This is a genomic window from Alkalitalea saponilacus (assembly GCF_900168165.1).
GTDB lineage: Bacteria > Bacteroidota > Bacteroidia > Bacteroidales > Marinilabiliaceae > Natronoflexus > Natronoflexus saponilacus.
This window is the reverse complement of sequence record NZ_FUYV01000001.1, coordinates 1-18,529: the sequence shown is the minus strand read 5'-3', so window position 1 is coordinate 18,529 and position 18,529 is coordinate 1. Positions and strand designations below refer to the sequence as shown.

The window sequence follows — 18,529 nt, the reverse complement described above, 5'->3', positions numbered from 1 at the left end:
GTTTTAAATTGGGATGTTGTATAATGTAACAACATAGAACTGTTTAACATACATTCTAAATCTCAAAAAAACCATAATATATAGCCGCTCCCTAAACACCAGAGACATGAGTATCAGCGAATATTAAATCCCACAAGTGAAATTTATACCAAATCAGAACCAGTACCAGATACATCCTAATTTAAAACGTAACAATCTATTGTTATTATGAATTTTGAAGTCAATAATAAATTGAGATCTATAAGGGACACCTATACTCAATCGGGAATAAAAGTTGATAAAATGAGCAAAAATCCATTGCAACAAATATTGCAATGGGTAACCAACGCAGTTGATGCCGGTCATCCGGAACCCACAGCGATGATTCTCTCCACCATTGATATTCAATGTAAACCTCACAGCAGAGTTGTTCTGTTAAAGGGAGTAACAGAGAACGGACTTCAATTTTTTACCAACTATACCAGTCATAAAGCACAGGAGATTAAAGACTATCCTGATGTTTCCTTACTGTTTTTCTGGCCGTTATTAGAGAGACAGTTGAGAATTGAGGGGAAAGCATCAAAAATATCACCGCAATCATCCGATGAATATTTCGATTCAAGACCCAGAGCTAGTCAGATTGGTGCCTGGGCTTCACCCCAAAGCCAACAAATGAATTCTTTTGAAGCTCTTCGGGAAAATTTTAATAAAGCAGAACAGCAATTTAAGGATCAGAAAATTTCAAGACCCCCGCACTGGGGAGGATACGAAGTTATACCTAATTATGTTGAATTTTGGCAGGGGCAGCCGGGAAGGATGCACCAACGGTTCTGCTACAGGTTAATAAACAACAAATGGAAAAATGAAATTCTTGCTCCTTGAATCCGTTATCCGGTAGTAAGTGATTGGAACACATCTTCCAGGGATTTTTGTTTTTGAGTCAGTTCCATAATAATGAAATCATTATCAACGGCAAACCGGAACAGCTGAGGCCGGATCTCTTTGCCTGCCTTTACTCTTAAAATCCATTTGCCGTTAATTAAATCAGCACCTGCCACCCCATCAATAGTTATGAGTTGTTCGGGCGCAGGTTGCCGGTCAAAAGCTACGGTGAGTTCATTTTCTCCGGTACGATGTCCGCTTTCAAGATTTTCGGGTTGCTCATCGGCCACCACATTTCCCTGGTGAATAATTATGACCCGCTCGCAAATGGCTTTTACCTCCTGCATGATGTGAGTGGAAAGCAGAATGGTTTTGCTCTTTCCCAGATCGTTGATTAAATTTCGTACGCCAACAATCTGGTTTGGATCCAACCCCGATGTCGGTTCATCAAGAATGAGCACTTCCGGATCGGGCAAAAGAGCCTGAGCAAGACCCACCCTCTGACGATAACCTTTAGATAAAGCGCCTATTTTTTTATGTCGTTCAGGCACCAGTCCGGTTAAATCAATCATCTCCTCTACCCTCTTTTTATTGTTCCTGATTTTATAAACAGAGCCTACAAATCCCAGGTATTCGGCCACATACATATCCAGGTACAGAGGATTGTGTTCAGGTAAGTAACCAACCTTCCGACGAAATTCCACACTATTAGCGGTAACATCGAATCCACATACTTGCACATCTCCTGATGAAGCCGGCAAATAGCCGGTAAGAATTTTCATCATGGTGGATTTTCCGGCGCCGTTGGGGCCTAAAAAACCAACCACTTCGCCACTCTGAATCTGAAACGACACATTTTTCAATGCTTGTTGTGAGCCGTAAAATTTTGAAACACCTGAAACTGAAATGGACATATTAATTGTTTTTTATCGCATAAAGTTATTAATTTTCGATCAAGAGAGAATACTTTTGCATCGTAATTCCTTTTACAATCATTTCAACCATATATCCAATGTCTGAATCGAATCATTTGCCACAATATTGCCAATCGCTTTTTAAATATGAACGATTTAAAACCTGCAACATTAAAGCGGGCAACGTCATAATCGGAGCAGATTATCCCGTTCGTCTGCAATCAATGACCACAACCAACACCCTGAATACAAAAGAGACAGCTGAGCAGTGTATTCGCGTGTATAAAGCAGGGGGAAAACTTGTAAGAATTACCACTCAAGGGCGAAGGGAGGCAGAAAATCTTAAAGCCATTAAGGAAGAGATTTCATCCAAAGGTTATAATTTTCCGCTTGTGGCCGATATTCATTTTAATCCCAACGCAGCCGAAATTGCGGCACAAATTGTTGATAAAGTACGCATAAACCCAGGTAATTTTGCCGGAGGTGCTAAAAAATTTGAATTGGAAAACATCTCCAACGAGATGTTTTCTCAGGGATTATCCGAAATTAAAAAGAAACTAATTCCATTTCTTGAAATCTGCAAAAAAAATAACACCGCCATTCGCATAGGAGCAAACCACGGTAGCCTTTCCGACCGCATCATGGCAAAATATGGAGATACCCCCGAAGGAATGGTGGCATCCATCATGGAATATCTGAAAATATGCCGTGAAAATGATTTTAACAACATTGTTCTCAGCATCAAATCAAGCAATACGCGGGTGATGGTGCATACCGTGAGGCTTTTGGCTGCCACCATGATTCAGGAAAAGATGAATTATCCTTTGCACCTTGGAGTTACCGAAGCCGGTGCAGGCGAAGATGGACGCATTAAGTCGGCAGTAGGAATCGGGGCGCTTTTGGCCGATGGATTGGGAGACACCATCAGGGTATCGCTAACTGAAGATCCGGAAGCAGAAATTCCCGTTGCCCGGGAACTCAAAGAGCATTTTGAAGCGTTAGAAAACCACCAACCTATTGAACCAACATCAACCGGGCACTATTCTCCATTTAGTTATAAAAAGCGGGAATCCATGACTGTGGGATGTGCCGGTGGCGAGAAACCTGCAATGGTAATTGCCGACCTGCGTGAATCGGTCGTCTCAGGAGAATGCAAAATCGCTCCGGAGGCATACATCACCAATGACCCACAATTAATTGTTCCGGAAAACTGGAAGGATTGCGTCAAAATAATACCATACACGAAAGCAGAAGTTTCGGACAATACATGGCCATTATTTAAGATTGATGATTTGGATAAAATAAAGGATGGTAACGTTACTATTTTGGAATTGACATACAATGAACTGAATACTAAGTGTATTGAAATACTCAAAAAGCAGAACAATATAATTGTTCTGCTTACAACCGACCATCAAAACGGGATTGCAGAACAAAGGGCTTTCTTTTTAACCTTGCAACATCATGGTATAAACCATCCTGTTATCATTCATCGAAAATATAAAAACACAACAATTGAAAAAACTCAGATTATAGCAGCCGCCGATATGGGATTGCTTTTTCTGGATGGCTATGGAGATGGCATCTCCATAAATGCCAACGACTTAACCACACCCGAACTCATTGATTTGCAGTTTGGGATTTTGCAGGCTTCGCGGGTTCGTTTCTCTAAAACAGAATATATCTCCTGTCCCGGTTGCGGACGTACCCTTTTTGATTTGCAGTCTACCACCAAAATGGTTCAGGAGAAAACCGGTCACTTAAAAGGGCTTAAAATTGCGGTAATGGGTTGCATTGTTAATGGAATTGGCGAGATGGCCGATGCTGATTATGGTTATGTGGGGGCCGGACCAGGTAAAATATCCCTTTTCAGGAAACGAGAATTGATTAAAAAAAGTATTCCCGAAAAAGATGCAGTTGCAGAGTTGATTTCACTTATAAAGGAAAATGGAGATTGGGTTAACCCCGAAAATTAGCTCCTTTTATCAAAATTATAATGCTGATAATGGAATCGTTTGAGTTTTTTTTGCAAAGGCTAAAAGCTTTTTTTAAATTGCAATATTGAGTACCCAAAAACAGCAATAACTATTTCTAATAACAAATAAATGAAGAAAATTCTCCTATTCATGCTGCTGGTCGTAAATTCGACAATGCTGCCGGCCGGGCAAATTGAACTAAGAGGCACATACCAGGGAGAGAATTTATATATAAAAAATCCGTTTGCTGCCACAGGTGTCGGTTTTTGTGTTTACGAAGTCACTGTAAATGGAATGACCACCACCGATGAGATAAATTCCAGTGCCTTTGAAGTTGATTTATCGGTTTTTGGTTTCCGGTTGGGAGAACCTATAACCATACGTGTAAATTACAAAGAAGGGTGCACTCCAAATATCCTGAATGCAGATGTACTGAATGCTCGGGCAACTTTCGTTGCTGAAGGATTACATATAGAAAACGGAAAATTAATCTGGAACACCCGAAATGAAACCGGACCTCTCCCTTTCATCATTGAACAATTCAGATGGAACAAGTGGGTTGAAACCGGCCGTGTTGACGGTAAAGGCGTACCAGGACAACATACTTATTCGGCTGAAGTGAGACTGCATGCCGGCACCAATAGATTTCGAATCAGACAGGTTGATTCCAGAGGAAACCGGCGTTTATCAGGGGAAATCACTTACACAAGCAACAAACAACCGGTTACTTTTAATATTACTTCTGATGGGAATTATATCCGCTTTTCTGAACCAACACTTTATGAACTTTTTGATGGTTTTGGAAGGATTGTGGTCAGAGGATTCGGCGACAGGCTGCAGGTGGCAAATCTGGAACGTGGCAATTATTACCTGAATTACGGAAATACAATGGAAGTGTTTAATAAAAGAAGATAATGTATTAGAGATCTACATCTTTATAGTCAAATGCATCAATAAATATCCTCAATTTGTTTTTTGATTTTCCGCACTCAATATCATAATTACCGGCCAGCCTTATAAACAAATATCCTTTTAGGTTGCACTTGCTCTATCTGAGGTGTGCCGGTTTTATTCATGAATAAAACCGTGCTTGAGACATCTAAATGTTTCCTATTATTCAGCGAATTCTTTTTTGCAACGAGGATTATGAATAATTTGCTTTTATCGGAGTGCAGATATAAAAACGTTAGGCGACAGTCCCCCTCCTAAAAAACTAATCCTATTTTGTACTCCAATTATACTCTTGCGCTTAAATCAATTCTCCACCGTCAAAGAGAAAACAAATTCTACACCGCCACTTTTCGGACTTTTCACGATGATTTCACTACCATGGAGTTCAATGGCATTTTTTACAATGGCAAGCCCTAATCCAGTTCCACCATTTTCTCTGGCTCTGCCCTTTTCAACCCGATAAAAGCGTTCAAATATCCGTCCCAGATGCTCTTCATCAATACCGGGGCCATTATCAGAATATGAGATAAATACTTTTCCTTCATCACTTAGAAATTCAGTGATTCGGATTTTAACATTCTCTCCTCCATATTTCAATGAATTCTCAATAAGATTTTGGAATACGGACAGTAACAATTCCCGATTGCCATTTACGCTGGTCTCCGGTAATATGCTGTTCTCCACCTCTGCATTGAAAACCGAAATCTGCGATTGCATATTTTCAGTCACCTCATCAATGACACTGCGCAGGTCAGTTTTCTCCATTTTATAATACCCAGATGCCTCTTCAATCTTGGTCAGCATCGATATATCACGAATCAGCTGCGATAATCGTTCAATTTGTCCGGCGGCCTTTTCAATAAAATAGAACTGTTTTTCGGGTTCTACTTCTCTGTGTGTTAAAATGGTTTCCAGATAACCTTTTATGGAGCTTACCGGAGTCCTTAGTTCATGAGCAATATTGGAGGTCATCTCCTGTTTCAGGATCTTCTCCTTTATTGATCGCGTCACATCCGTAATGGACACCTCATAGCTTTTGTCCTGGAAAATAATGCACTGCGCTTCAAAAAATCTAGCGTTGGCATGTATTGCCAACCTTTTAACCGGTAGAGATTTGAACGAAATAGAATATGAAGAATGAAAATCGATAAATTCCCTGATTGGTGCAAACTCTTTAATTTCTAGAAAGGAGTCGGCATTTACCATGTGAGTATCAGATATGACACTTAGATATTGAACAAAAAAGTTATTGGCAAAAATCCTTTTATTATTAGAAGAGAACAGCGCAATTCCCACCTTTGAAACCTGTATATGCTGAATCAGCTTCTCCCTTTCAGCAGCAAGCTCATTGTTTGTTTTGCGCAAATTGTTATAAATATTTACTATTTGCTCGCCAATAATCCCCAGTTCGTTTTCCGGAAATTTTGAAGGAGAATCTATCGGCTCATTATTGGCGGCTCTGATGGCAAAATCCTTAAGTTTAAGAATTGATTTCCCTACCGTATCAGAAACAAAAAGAAGTACACTACTGGTGATCAGAAACAATAAGGCAATGAAATACCAAAAGAGGTTTTCCACACTCAAAAACTCTTTAATACCCAGACTGTAAACCACTGCTGAGCGAACAAAATAATTGTCGTATCTTTTTGCAAGGTAATAGAAGTCCTGATTTGTAGAACTGGACAATCTGATATCTGACCCCCTGTTGTAAAAAAGAGCAGTTTGAACCTCGGGTCGATTGATATGGTTTGCCAGTTCATGATAGTTTTTGAAAAAACTATCATATAATACCCTTCCATTAAAATCAATCACTGTTATCCGGATATCATCCCGTGGAAATATTCTCTTAATTGAGTCAATAAACTCAAAACTCCCGGTAGAATAGATGCTATTATAAATAATATAGCTGTTTACAATATCAGAATAAGTCTCCAAAATACTCTTCAACTCATGAATACGATACTGCTTTTCTCTATGATACTGGAATACAGCAATAACGGAAGAAAACACCAGAAACACCATCAAAAAGTAGATGAATAATTTCCTTCTATATGAGGTTTTTGCAATCATAACGGGAGTTTTAAAAGTGAGATAAAACTACTATGCCAATAATTTTTCCGGTTCAAAGCAGTAGCCATGTCCCGACCGGTTTACAAAGGCCTTGCCGTAATCGGCCATTTTTTTTCTGAGTCTTGCAATGTGCACATCAATGGTTCTGTCGTTTACCACCACATCATCCTTCCATACATAATCCATAATGGTTTCACGAGAAAAAACTTTTCCGATATTCCCGGCCAATAGCAAAAGAATTTCAAACTCTTTTTTGGTCAATATAACTGTTTGTCCCTTCACCATTACCTTTTTGCTGAACACATCAATCATCATCTCCCCTATGGTAATATTTTCCTCTTTTTTCCCGAGTTTACTTGCTCTGTTCAAAATTGCTTTTACACGGGCAATTACTTCGCGAATTGAAAAAGGTTTGGATATATAATCGTCGGCACCAAGACTGAAACCTGTTAAGGTATCATTCTCTGTATCGCGAGCCGTGAGAAAAATTACCGGAGCCTCAATTTTACGTTCTTTCTTAAGCACTTCAGCTAATCGAAAGCCAGACATTTTTCCCATCATGATATCCAAAAGGAAAAGGTCGAACTTTTCCGGTTTCATGGTAAGTGCCTCTTCTGCTGAATTGGCAACACTCACTGAAAAACCTTCGCTCTCAAGGTTAAATTTGAGGATTTCACAGATGTCCTGTTCATCTTCAACAACTAATATCCGGGCGGTTTGCATTATAAATGATGATTTAATTGTATCAGGTTATAGTATCTATATTCACATGCCTATGCCTTACGTCCTTACCCATGCTTGAGTAAATGGCTGCTTCAGCAATATTTGTTGCATTGTCACCAATTCGCTCAATATACGATACTATATTCAATAAATTAATGAAAGTTTTGATCTCTGACTGAGATTTTACGTTGGGCAGCTGCTTTTTGGTGATTCTTTTGGCAAAAGAGCGGTGCAACTCATCCACAACATCATCGTTTTTGATGGTCCATACGGCATAGTCCATGTCATTGTTTCTCAATGCCAGCAGGGACTTTTCTACCATATTTATGCTGATGATGAGAATGTCAAGAATGGCCTCTGTATGGCTTTGAAAAGCCTTTACATCATCCGCTTTTTTAATATTCCTGATGATATTGGCGACCATGTCGCCAATTTTCTCAACATTCAGAGATGTACGATACATGGCCATCAGCAAGCGCAACTCCGCAGCCATCGGGTTATAAAGAACAATGATGTTGATGATATCGTTACTCAGTTTTACCTCAAATTTATCAATTTCTTTTTCGTTCTTCTTCGTTTCGTTAAAATGCTCATCAGAAACAGTACCTCCATCCATTTCGATGATGGTTTCAAGAAGACGTAACTGCTTTAACAGCAAGTTTGAATATGATTCAAACTCTTTATTCAGGTCGGCTAAAGCCTTTTCTTTTTTAACACTCATTTTTTCAGGATTTATTTCCTAACAATAGATCGTTAGATTATTAGATGTTAGATAAATTCAAATATTTGATTTTATACACATTACATATTTTGAGAACTGATTTGCATATGGCTGTGAATCAAGCAAACATAAAGCTTAACGAGCTATTTATTAATACATTACAGATAAAAGATGATGAAGAACATACATCAACCAAATTTTCCTGTCAGGTACTCTTCGGTTCTTTTGTCTTCCGGGTTTTGGAAAATCTTTTTGGTTTTACCATACTCAACTAAATCTCCAAGATACATAAAAGCCGAGTAATCCGAAATTCTCGCAGCCTGAGCAAGATTGTGTGTAACTATTACAATGCTGTATTTCTTTTTCAGTTCAACAATAAGATCTTCAATCTTCATGGTTGATTTTGGATCCAATGAACTGGTTGGTTCATCCATCAGAATAACTTCCGGCTTAATGGCAAGAGCTCTTGCAATGGAAAGTCTTTGCTGCTGTCCTCCGGACAAGCTCCCACCGGGAGCATTTAGTCTATCTTTTACTTCATCAAAGAGCGCAGCTTGGGTTAAAGCTATTTCGCATACCTCATTAAGTAACTTTCTATCGCGAATCCCCACCAATTTTAATCCCGCAACGACATTATCATAAATTGACATGGTTGGGAATGGCGTTGGCTTTTGAAAGACCATTCCAATTTTTCGGCGTATGGTTACCGGATTTACCTTAGGATCATATATATCGTTACCATCCAACAAAACCTCGCCAGTTATGGAGGCCGATTTAGTTAAATCGTGCATCCGGTTCAGGGAACGCAGGAATGTGGTTTTTCCACAACCCGACGGTCCAACCAAAGCAGTAACTTTCTCATTATATATGGGCATGGAGAGGTTTCTAACCGCCACATTGGTTCCATATTTAATAGTCAGGTTCCTTGCTTCCATCCTGACTCTGGAAGTCTCCTTCTTCTCAACCGTAGTTTCAATTTCATTTGTTGTTGTCATAACTGAAGAGGTATTGTTATCGGATTTTACCTTTTTTCTCAATGTTAGTAATTCCATTTTAGTAATTCTTTTGACGTGTTAATAACCGGGCTGCAACAAATAGGATGATCACGAAAGAAAGCAACACAATGGCCGCCGCCCAGCCCATCTGATGCCACTGTGCATAAGGACTGATGGCAAGGCTGTAAAGCCTTTGTGGCAAAGTATCAACCGGTCCAAAAATCATCCCTGTCCAATGATTGGGAAGGTAATTGTTTCCAAAAGAGGTAAACATCAGCGGTGCTGCCTCTCCGGCTGCTCGTGCAAACGCGATGAGAAATCCGGTAACCAATCCGGTTTTAGCCGCAGGCATCACAGTTGATAAAACCACCCTCCAGCGAGGTAAGCCAATTGCCAGTCCGGCTTCCCGAATTGACCATGGTATGGTCATTAGAGAGCTTTCAGTGGTTCTGGCAATAATCGGGATCATTACAAAGGCGAGAGCAACTCCTCCTGCCAAACCAGAAAAAGTTCCCATTGGTTTAACGATCAATGCAAATGCTAAAAGACCTTTTAATATGGCAGGCATGCCATTTAAAGTATCATTCATGATACGTAAAACCGGATTCAACTTATGTTCCGGGTACTCCGATAACATAATTCCAGCACCCACTCCAATGGGAACAGCTATTATCAGTCCAATAAAATCGACTACAACAGTTCCTATCATGGTGTGCACCAATCCAGTTGGCTGCCCCTGCATAGCTCTGGCAGGCGACCCAAGCTCTTCAGTAAAGAAACTCCAGTTGAGAGCTCCAAAACCATGATAAATAACGTATGCAAGTATAATGACCAAAGGAATCAAAACGGTAATGGTACTAACAACCAATAATCCCTCCATTATTTTATCCTGTATTTGTCTTCTTCTTAAGGTTTTCATACCGCCTGCCCTCCAGTAATTGAATATTTTCTAATGATAAATGCCGCAATTAGGTTAACAATTAAAGAGATAACAAATAGTGCCAATCCAATTGCCATTAAACTTGACAGGTGCAAATTTCCGACCGCTTCTCTGAATTCATTAATAATAACCGATGGCATGGTAGCTGCGGGTCCAAAAATTGAAAACGGGAATGTATTTTTATTGCCGATTAACATGGCAACCGCCATTGTTTCTCCAATGGCACGCCCAAAGGATAGAATTGCTCCTGATAGAATACCACCTCTTGCATATGGTAAAACGGCCATCCTGATCACCTCCCATTTGGTTGCCCCCAGTGCATAAGCAGCTTCACGCTGTTCTTTAGGAACTTGCCTGATTGCATCGCGGGTTAGTGCGGTGGTGTATGGAATAATCATCAGAGCTAAAATGATTGTTGCAGTAGTCATTCCATAGCCAATAGGAGTTCCTACAATTGGAAGTAATGATGGGGCATGATCAGCTGCCCACATAAATACTGGCATATACACTTTTTCGCGCATCCATGGAGCGAATACAAATATTCCCCAAATTCCAACGACCACACTAGGTATGGCAGCAATAAGGTGAATCAGATTTTCAATGATAGCTCCCAGCCATTTTGGTGCGTACTCTCCTACAAAAATACCAATAGCAATAGCCGGGAAAAAAGCAATGGCCAAAGCACCAACACTTGTTACCATTGTTCCGAATAAAAAGGGAAGCGCTCCAAATACAAAATTAACACCCGGATCCCATACACGTCCTTTTAGAAACCCAACGACTCCAAATTCATTGAGAGCCAAACTGCTTTCCTTGAAAAGCACCCACGCCATTGCAAAAGCAAGGGCTATGATGGATAATCCCAGGATTACACTGATTGTAAGAAAAAGCTTATCGCCCCACCAGCGATACACCCCATGTAAAGGTCTTTCTAATATCTCCTTTGTTGTATCCTTCATTTTATATTAATCCTAATCTGTATAAAACCATAAAAGGCGGAGAACTCCCATTCAGGGGTTCACCACCTTTGAAAATTATATTCTAAAGACTAAGTACTCTGTCCAAAACTTTAGTTCCAATCAACTCACCGTTCCATTTTAATTGTTTTATCATTTCAATATTTCTTTCAATGGCTGCGTCTGGAAGTCTGGCAAAACCAAGTCCTTCAGACAATTCCTGGCCTTCGGTAATACTCCAAACCAAAAATTCAATGAGCTCTTCGGCTTCAGATTGATTTGAGATTGCATTGTTTTTCTCCAGATTCTGATACACCAACATCCATGCAAAGCCTGCAATGGGATATCCATTAGGTGCAGGTGTATTTGTAAAAAGAATTCTTGTATCAGCAGGTAGCTCAATGTTAGCTGCTTCGGTGGTGGCTGCATAAGTAGGTTCAATAATATTACCGGCAGCATTTTTCACATAACCAAACGACATATTGTTTAACAGTGCATATGAAAGGCTGTTATATCCAATTGCTCCTGGCGTATTAATTACAACTCCTGCAACACCTTCATTTCCATTACCTCCTACACCTACCGGCCAGTTTACACTGGTTCCCATACCTACTCGGTTTTTCCACTCATCTGAAACACGTGTCAGATAGCTGGTCCAAATATTTGTGGTACCTGAACCATCTGAGCGGTGCACTACAGTGATAGGGATGTTTGGAAGATTTACATCCGGATTGAGTGCTTTTATTTTAGCATCGTTCCATCTGGTAATTTTTCCCAAATATATATCTACCAGAATTTCAGAATTAAAAACAAGTCCTTTGGTAATACCAGGTAAATTGTAAGTAGGTACCACATCAGCAAGGGTGATTGGCATGTTAAATGCTTTCCCTCCTGTTTTAGCTTCAATATCAGCCATAACCTCGTCTGAAAGAAATGCTTCACTCATCCCAAACATTATGGTTTGCTCAATAAATTGACGAATACCACCTCCTGAACCGATGGATTGATAGTTGATGGTTATACGTCCATTTGTAGCCTGACGGTACTCATCAGCCATGGCTGTTACAAGTGGAGCGGGGAAAGTTGCTCCGGCACCTAAGATGTCAACTCGTTGTGCTCTTGCGGCTCTTCTTTCTTCTGAAGTCTCAGATCCTGATCTGCCACCACAAGCTGACAAAACAGCCATTGATAGCAAGATTACCATGAAAGGTAGTACGTTTCTTAAATTTCTCTTTTGCATATCTGTTTAAATTTGAAATTTCAACTTTTATTGAGGCATTTACCTCTTTCTTTTCAATTACAATAATATGGCGCAATTATTACCTGAACGTTACACAATTGTTACATAATTGTTACAACTCATAAACCTCATATATTTGATTTTGTGATGATTAAAAAAACCGGAATACAATAGTATTCCGGTTTTTTGCTTTTGGCAGTGCATCGAGATTAACTATTTCTCATTCAAAATTTGTTGACCAATCAACTCTCCTCTCCACTTCAATTGCTTGATCATGGCCTTGTTTTTGTCAATGGCGGCTTTGGGTAATCTTGCATATCCAAGCATTTCGGATAGTTCCTGTCCATCGGTAATACTCCAGATCAGAAACCGAATGAGCTCTTCAGCCTGACGTCGGTTAGATATGGCATTGTTTTTATCAAGATGCTCATATACCAACATCCACGCGAAACCGGCTATTGGATAGCCATTGGGAGCCGGGGTATTGGTAAAAAGGATACGCGTATCATCAGGTAATTCAATGTTAGCGGCTTCAGTAGTGGCAGCAAAACTGGGTTCAATTATGTTACCGGATGAATTGATCACAGAACCGTAGGCAAGATCGTTTAGTATCGCGTAAGCCAAGCTGTTGTAGCCAATTGCTCCCGGCATATTTTTAACCACTCCGGCAACGCCTTCATTTCCGTTACCGCCTACACCCGTTGGCCAGTTTACACTGGTTCCCATACCTACGCGGTTTTTCCATTCGTCCGAAACCCTTGTAAAGTAACTGGTCCAGATGTTGGTTGTTCCTGATCCGTCAGATCTGTGAACAACGGTAATCGGAAGGTTTGGAAGATTTTTTCCAGAATTTAGCGCTCTGATTTTTGGATCATTCCATCGGGTGATTTTTCCCAGATAGATTTCCACCAAAACTTCCGCATTAAAAACCAATCCTTTATCAATTCCGGGTAAGTTATAAGTAGGAACCACGTCGGCAAGAGTAATCGGCATATTAAAGGCTCTTCCTCCGGTTGAGCGCTCAATGTTACCAACAATTTCATCAGAAAGGAAAGCCTCGGTCATTCCAAACATGATGGTTTGTTCAACGAACTGACGAATACCACCTCCCGATCCAATGGACTGATAGTTCACTGTTACACGGCCATTGGTAACAGTGCGGTACTGATCAGCCATGGCTGTAACCAAAGGAGCGGGAAAAGAAGCTCCTGCTCCCAGGATGTCAACTCTGTTGCCCTGTGCCAGAGTGTTTGTGCTTAAAGAAAGCATCATTGCGGCAGACAATGCAAGCGATGCGAATAACGATGATTTACTTTTGGTTGATTTCATTATTACAAATTTTAAATAAATAGATGTTTCAATTGTTTGTGGAAGGCATTAATATGTTTCTATAATTATATATAGATACTTGAAGTAAAAATAAAAGCAGACACTTAGTCACTTATAGAATTAATGAAAAGTGCCTGCTTATTTACAAAGAACGGAAACTAGAAGTTATACTGAGCTCTTAAAACCCCAAGAAGAGGACTCTTATCATAATCACCTCTGTCGATGTCAACATAGATTACGTTGGCCATGAATCTGAGGCGGTTTGTAACATAGTGGTTCAAAGCGAAAGTAATGGTGCTTTGTTTTCCACCAAGGTAAATATCATCATTAAGATCCATTACGCTGTAACGAGCGGCAATTTCCCATGCGCCTGACTCATTGGCCGGACGGATTCCACCAACAGCACCACCTGAGTAACTGCGACTTTCTCCGGTTAATACATAACTTGTTTGTACGTGGTAACCAGAAAATGAGGCATCGTCCATATCAACATTGCTTACACCCATTTGCATGTATTCTCCTTCAATAGAGAATGCTCCACTGATGAATAATAACTCAAGTCCGAATTTGGTGGTATTCTCGGCATTTGGAAGACTGACATCAATTAAGCGAACTGCTCCTCCTCTTGAATCGCGAGCCTCTGGACGATCACGTAAGCGGAGTCCGTTGTTGTCGTTAAAATCTTCATATACCACTGAAGCCCCAACGTGAAATACGCCTTCTCCAACAGGAGCTCCATAATATCCGCGCAAAGCGATACCAAGTGGCATGTTGTTATGGTAGCCTTCTTCATCGGTCTGGAAAATACCTCTCTCACCTAAAGCACGGCCAAAAAGCATGGTTTTTAAACCTGCATCGCCAAGACCTAATTCATAGGCAACTCCCATTCTACGTGCGGGTGCAATAACATTGCTAATAGAAGATCTTTCGATAAAAGTGATTTCATTCGAACTGGTTAGCTGATTTAGTCCTTGAGGAACCTTAAATTGTCCAATCCAGATACGTCCACCATGATCAAACTTTCCTCGTAATCGAAAGTCGTTAGCACTGATTCCTTCATCAGCGAAATCAACCTCAATGCGTCCGTCCCACTTTTCATTTATAGTTCCACCGGCCCCTAACCGAGCTCTGCGGTTGTTAAATCCATTGCTGAACTCTTCGGCATCGCTAAGTCCAAAGAAAGAGTCCATGTGAAGTCGTCCCCGAATCTTAAATTCCTGTGCATCAATATTGCTTGTCATGATTACTGATAACAGCACACTTAAAATTGCTGTTCTAAATAATAATTTCTTCATTTTTGTCGATTTAAAGTAAAAAAGTTGTTTCATTGTTTTTTTAGTTTCACATGACAAAACTATTTTCAAATAATTACACACTTATTTCAGAATTATTGCAATATGGTTACAAAATACAATAATATTTTATTGAAGGTTGATGGCAGCCGACATCGCTTCAAGACGGGAACTGAACTGCAGGTTTGCATATCCCGCGTTTCTAGCATTAAGTTCAAAGCGTAGTCCCTCTTCACGAGTTACAAAATTGACTGCTGCGCCCTGATTAATCATCCCTTCGGATTCGGTAATGATAAGTACACCTAAATTACGTGCTTTTTCAAGCAATTGTCGGCTGTTAGTCGACAAGGAGATATCTTTACCAATAAAAACAACTTGTCCAAAATTTACATCTTCTACTTTATCGCATTCTCTAATAACGTAATACTGATGACCGAAACGCTTTCCTGCAGAGTGTATCCTGAGTTGGTCGGCTACTTCTTTGTTACCAACAACAGAAATAACAAAATCTCCGTCTAAAGCCCCTTCATTCCAGCCGACATAGCGAATAAGATTGAGGGTATAAAAAGCCTTCAGGTTTGCATCCTGAGCCGACAACCACTGCATTGGCAGTGCCAATAAAATAATAAATAAAGATAAGTTTTTCATGTTCAATTAATGTTTTGGGGTTCATCATTTATCAGTAACAATAAATAAAGTTGTTCGAAAAGAATTATGATAATTGAGTCGATTAAGAAAATGACGCACGCAAAACTATGTTCAAATGGTTAACCCCGGATAAAAATCGTGTTACAAAACCGTTAATTTATTGACCCAATTGTGCACAGTAAGTATATATTCGACAGAGAATTATTCATCGACTAAGCAAAAATGTTAGTCCTATGATGATTTGAGTATTAAAAAAAATATAACCTTTGCGAACCAAATACGTAATAATGGGAACCTTAACAAACAAATTTATAATAGAAATGAAAAACATTTTACAAATTACCTCTTTTGCCATCCTTGGTGCATTTTTAGTAGCATCTCTTCAAAGTTGTAGCAGCGATAAAAAAGATTCTGCAACAATAGATATTGAGGGTGTATGGAGAATTACACATCAAAAAGTATTTATAAATGGGAACGACCTTACTGCAGGTTTAAAAGACACTAACGGCGAGGAGGATACAAATACCGAAGAGGAGGACAGTGACCTAAACTGGGAACCAATTAATTATAATGAAAATGATCCTGTTCAGTATTATGTCAGTTTCGAAAATGGAACCTATAAAGAAATAACGGTTTCTGTTCAAAATGGAGAATCCAATCAGTTGGTTACTGCAACAGGAACCTACAGTTTAAATAAAAACGAGTTGGTGATTTCAAAAAACCAAATTACCTACCTCGCAGAGATCAATTACAGCTCAAACACACTATATCTATATTTTGATTTCCATCCGGAAATTATGGAATCCCAAATGGTAAGAGCCTCCCTCTCCCCTGATAATGGCACAGATGATAATAATGGTGATGACGAAAACGGAGACAAGGATGACAATGGAGATAACGAGGGTCTTCCTAATTGTGCAGCAAGGCATCAGAGAGATGCAAGAGTTGGATCAAAATTGAATCCTAAGTTGATTGAATCAGATGTAATTGTAGAAGGAACTTTACCTGATGACACTGAGAATGGATTTTTATACAGATACTATCTTCAGGTTAAGCCTTATGCTAAGTACAACATATCAATATCTGAAATATCTGCTGATTATAATGAGGACATTCACGAATCGTATCATTATATGGATGTCATCATTAAAGAGGAATTTGTAACCGACTATATTTTAAAAGAAACCAGAATTCATTCCGGAAAAACATCTGAACTAATGAGTGTAACTCCTGCAACAGAATGTTTGTATATCGAATTTTTCAGTTTTCAGGAGAGTATCGAATTCAAACTTGAAATAACAGAACAAGAATAAATCAATTCACCTAAAACCAATAAGGGACAGCAAAGAAACGCGCCATCATATTGACTTTGTCAATATGTGCTCATAACGGAAAGTGTAGCGGCCTAATCTTTACGACCTTAAAAAACAATTAGAAGCTCATGAAAGTATATATTAAATACCTCTTTCTTTCCGTGGCACTGGTTTTTGTGCTTGCCTCCTGCAGCAGCGACAGCAAAAAAGAAGAAGTCGTCCGTATTGAAGGTCTTTGGAAAATTCTGGAAGAAAGGTTTCAAAGCAATGAAGACGACAATTGGGTTATTATGTTCCCTGAAGATAATGACAACATACAGCCCTACATGCTGTTTGAAAATAGCCTTTACACCTATTACGAGATTAAGAACAATGAAGACACTTTAGATCAATATACAAAAACCGGGAGCTATTCGATAATCAGGGATACTTTAGTTATCAGCTACACCGGAGGTGAGCGAATAGAAAGAACTCAATTTATTATCAATGGAAATAAACTTACTCAAAAACTGTCAACAGCCGTTCAAGGTGAAGAATTGGTAATAATATCTGAAAAGATCAGGGATATTGAGCCTCCGGTGGCGGATGAACTCAACGATAAAGATGAAGACCAAAATGGAGATCAGGATCAGCCAGATTCAGCGAATTTAGAAGATTTGCACGATCAAAACAGTGCACAAGGCTCAAACAAGAATCCTGTTCGCATAAATTTGAACCAAATAATTGACAATTCAACTCAAAACATAGTGGACACATTGGATACTCAAATTACCCAGTATCGCTATTACATCAAAGCTGAACCAAATAAAACCTATAATGTAAGGGTGTTCAACGTCAGCACGGATTTCTCGGGTCTGCCATCAAGATTGCAATACCTGCAAGTTTTGGTAACAGACGTTCCTTATCCCATCGATGGTGTAAACCAAAAAACAGAATTCCGGATACGCGACAGAGACAACGAACTAGTTGAAGGAAATTCAAAAGAGTTTACAACCACTACGGGATATATTTATGTTGAAGTCTTCAGATATAATGAGGATGATGAATTAAGTTTTAGTCTGGAAGTCAAAGAGGTTGAGTAACCACTAAAATGAGAATTGAATAATTCTCATATATATAGACCATATCGCACCCAATCCGAGCAGTATACTACTGCTTGGATTGGGTGCGATTTTTTTTTGAAATCAGAGGAGCTACAGATTTAAAGCTACGAGCACTCCAAAACGAAAGGAAAAATGATACCATTCGAAAATGAATAAAAAAAGTCAATACTGTCCTAAATAATCTTCAGTAGGATTTATTGCTCTTTAAAAATAGTAGTTTTAGCCAGAAACATCTACAATTTCAGAATAAAACCCCCTGTATGTATTTTTGAACTGGTTCAGGAGGTTCATCAAAGGGTTTATCCAACCACTTTTGCAAGTCAATTTTCACAAACATATTCAACCTGATAAACGCAACTAAATTTGACAACCTCCAGCCATATTGGGCTAATGCTTTTAAGTATTTTAGGACAAGTATAGTTATCAAAGCAGTCCATATTTGTATCATTACAGCATTTTCGCTAGTTCCGATGAAAGATTTAATATGAAGGAGTTGC

The 18,529-nt window shown here is 39.3% G+C and carries 16 protein-coding genes and 1 pseudogene; 5 read left to right on the top strand and 12 right to left on the bottom strand.

What is annotated here, in order from left to right; all coding sequences use genetic code 11:
- Nucleotides 1-207 precede the first annotated feature (207 nt).
- On the top strand, nucleotides 208-861 hold the full coding sequence (pdxH, locus tag B5X70_RS00085) for a pyridoxamine 5'-phosphate oxidase (protein WP_079555819.1): 654 nt from the start codon (nucleotides 208-210) through the stop codon (nucleotides 859-861).
- A 5-nt stretch (nucleotides 862-866) separates the two neighbouring features.
- Here the strand turns inward: pdxH and gldA are convergent, their stop codons facing one another.
- Complete coding sequence (gene gldA / locus B5X70_RS00080) at nucleotides 867-1,775, bottom strand: gliding motility-associated ABC transporter ATP-binding subunit GldA (RefSeq protein ID WP_079555818.1); 909 nt, start codon at nucleotides 1,773-1,775, stop codon at nucleotides 867-869.
- A gap of 98 nt (nucleotides 1,776-1,873) precedes the next feature.
- On the opposite strand from gldA, the gene ispG reads away from it, so the two are divergent.
- Together ispG and B5X70_RS00070 are read left to right on the top strand one after the other, a co-directional pair.
- On the top strand, nucleotides 1,874-3,751 hold the full coding sequence (gene ispG / locus B5X70_RS00075) for a (E)-4-hydroxy-3-methylbut-2-enyl-diphosphate synthase (protein ID WP_079555817.1): 1,878 nt from the start codon (nucleotides 1,874-1,876) through the stop codon (nucleotides 3,749-3,751).
- Between the two features lie 129 nt (nucleotides 3,752-3,880).
- Complete coding sequence (locus B5X70_RS00070) at nucleotides 3,881-4,666, top strand: hypothetical protein (protein ID WP_079555816.1); 786 nt, start codon at nucleotides 3,881-3,883, stop codon at nucleotides 4,664-4,666.
- A 339-nt stretch (nucleotides 4,667-5,005) separates the two neighbouring features.
- Here the strand turns inward: B5X70_RS00070 and B5X70_RS00065 are convergent, their stop codons facing one another.
- The 10 genes from B5X70_RS00065 to B5X70_RS00020 all read right to left on the bottom strand — a co-directional run bounded on the left by B5X70_RS00065 (nucleotide 5,006) and on the right by B5X70_RS00020 (nucleotide 15,616).
- Nucleotides 5,006-6,772, bottom strand: coding sequence for a sensor histidine kinase (locus B5X70_RS00065; protein ID WP_079555815.1), 1,767 nt, complete (start codon nucleotides 6,770-6,772; stop codon nucleotides 5,006-5,008).
- Between the two features lie 30 nt (nucleotides 6,773-6,802).
- Entirely contained in the window at nucleotides 6,803-7,495 is a 693-nt protein-coding gene (locus tag B5X70_RS00060) for a response regulator transcription factor (RefSeq protein WP_079555814.1), read from the bottom strand.
- Nucleotides 7,496-7,517: 22 nt separating this feature from the next.
- A complete protein-coding gene (locus tag B5X70_RS00055; protein WP_079555813.1) occupies nucleotides 7,518-8,216 on the bottom strand; it encodes a phosphate signaling complex PhoU family protein in 699 nt (232 codons plus the stop codon).
- 188 nt (nucleotides 8,217-8,404) lie between these two features.
- Nucleotides 8,405-9,268: a phosphate ABC transporter ATP-binding protein PstB gene (pstB, locus tag B5X70_RS00050; RefSeq protein WP_317045052.1), complete on the bottom strand. Its 864-nt coding sequence runs from the start codon at nucleotides 9,266-9,268 to the stop codon at nucleotides 8,405-8,407.
- 1 nt (nucleotide 9,269) lies between these two features.
- A complete protein-coding gene (gene pstA / locus B5X70_RS00045; RefSeq protein ID WP_079555812.1) occupies nucleotides 9,270-10,130 on the bottom strand; it encodes a phosphate ABC transporter permease PstA in 861 nt (286 codons plus the stop codon).
- On the bottom strand, nucleotides 10,127-11,110 hold the full coding sequence (gene pstC, locus B5X70_RS00040; protein ID WP_079555811.1) for a phosphate ABC transporter permease subunit PstC: 984 nt from the start codon (nucleotides 11,108-11,110) through the stop codon (nucleotides 10,127-10,129). The genes pstA and pstC overlap by 4 nt, the downstream gene beginning before the upstream one ends.
- 82 nt (nucleotides 11,111-11,192) lie before the next feature.
- Nucleotides 11,193-12,347 carry a phosphate ABC transporter substrate-binding protein PstS gene (pstS, locus tag B5X70_RS00035; RefSeq protein ID WP_198314241.1) on the bottom strand — a complete coding sequence of 385 codons (1,155 nt, stop codon included), beginning with the start codon at nucleotides 12,345-12,347 and terminating at the stop codon, nucleotides 11,193-11,195.
- A gap of 213 nt (nucleotides 12,348-12,560) precedes the next feature.
- Nucleotides 12,561-13,676 carry a phosphate ABC transporter substrate-binding protein PstS gene (pstS, locus tag B5X70_RS00030; protein WP_079555810.1) on the bottom strand — a complete coding sequence of 372 codons (1,116 nt, stop codon included), beginning with the start codon at nucleotides 13,674-13,676 and terminating at the stop codon, nucleotides 12,561-12,563.
- Nucleotides 13,677-13,834: 158 nt separating this feature from the next.
- Entirely contained in the window at nucleotides 13,835-14,971 is a 1,137-nt protein-coding gene (locus B5X70_RS00025; protein WP_157666484.1) for an OprO/OprP family phosphate-selective porin, read from the bottom strand.
- 126 nt (nucleotides 14,972-15,097) lie between these two features.
- Nucleotides 15,098-15,616: a YfiR family protein gene (locus B5X70_RS00020; RefSeq protein ID WP_079555808.1), complete on the bottom strand. Its 519-nt coding sequence runs from the start codon at nucleotides 15,614-15,616 to the stop codon at nucleotides 15,098-15,100.
- A 320-nt stretch (nucleotides 15,617-15,936) separates the two neighbouring features.
- Here B5X70_RS00020 and B5X70_RS00015 point away from each other — a divergent pair, with 320 nt between their 5' ends.
- Together B5X70_RS00015 and B5X70_RS00010 are read left to right on the top strand one after the other, a co-directional pair.
- Nucleotides 15,937-16,929, top strand: a complete 993-nt coding sequence (locus tag B5X70_RS00015; RefSeq protein WP_143254996.1) for a hypothetical protein — start codon at nucleotides 15,937-15,939, stop codon at nucleotides 16,927-16,929.
- Between the two features lie 128 nt (nucleotides 16,930-17,057).
- A complete protein-coding gene (locus B5X70_RS00010) occupies nucleotides 17,058-18,011 on the top strand; it encodes a lipocalin family protein (protein WP_079555806.1) in 954 nt (317 codons plus the stop codon).
- Nucleotides 18,012-18,273: 262 nt separating this feature from the next.
- On the opposite strand, the pseudogene B5X70_RS18210 reads toward B5X70_RS00010, so the two are convergent.
- Nucleotides 18,274-18,529, bottom strand: a pseudogene (locus B5X70_RS18210) (hypothetical protein); the annotation flags it as partial.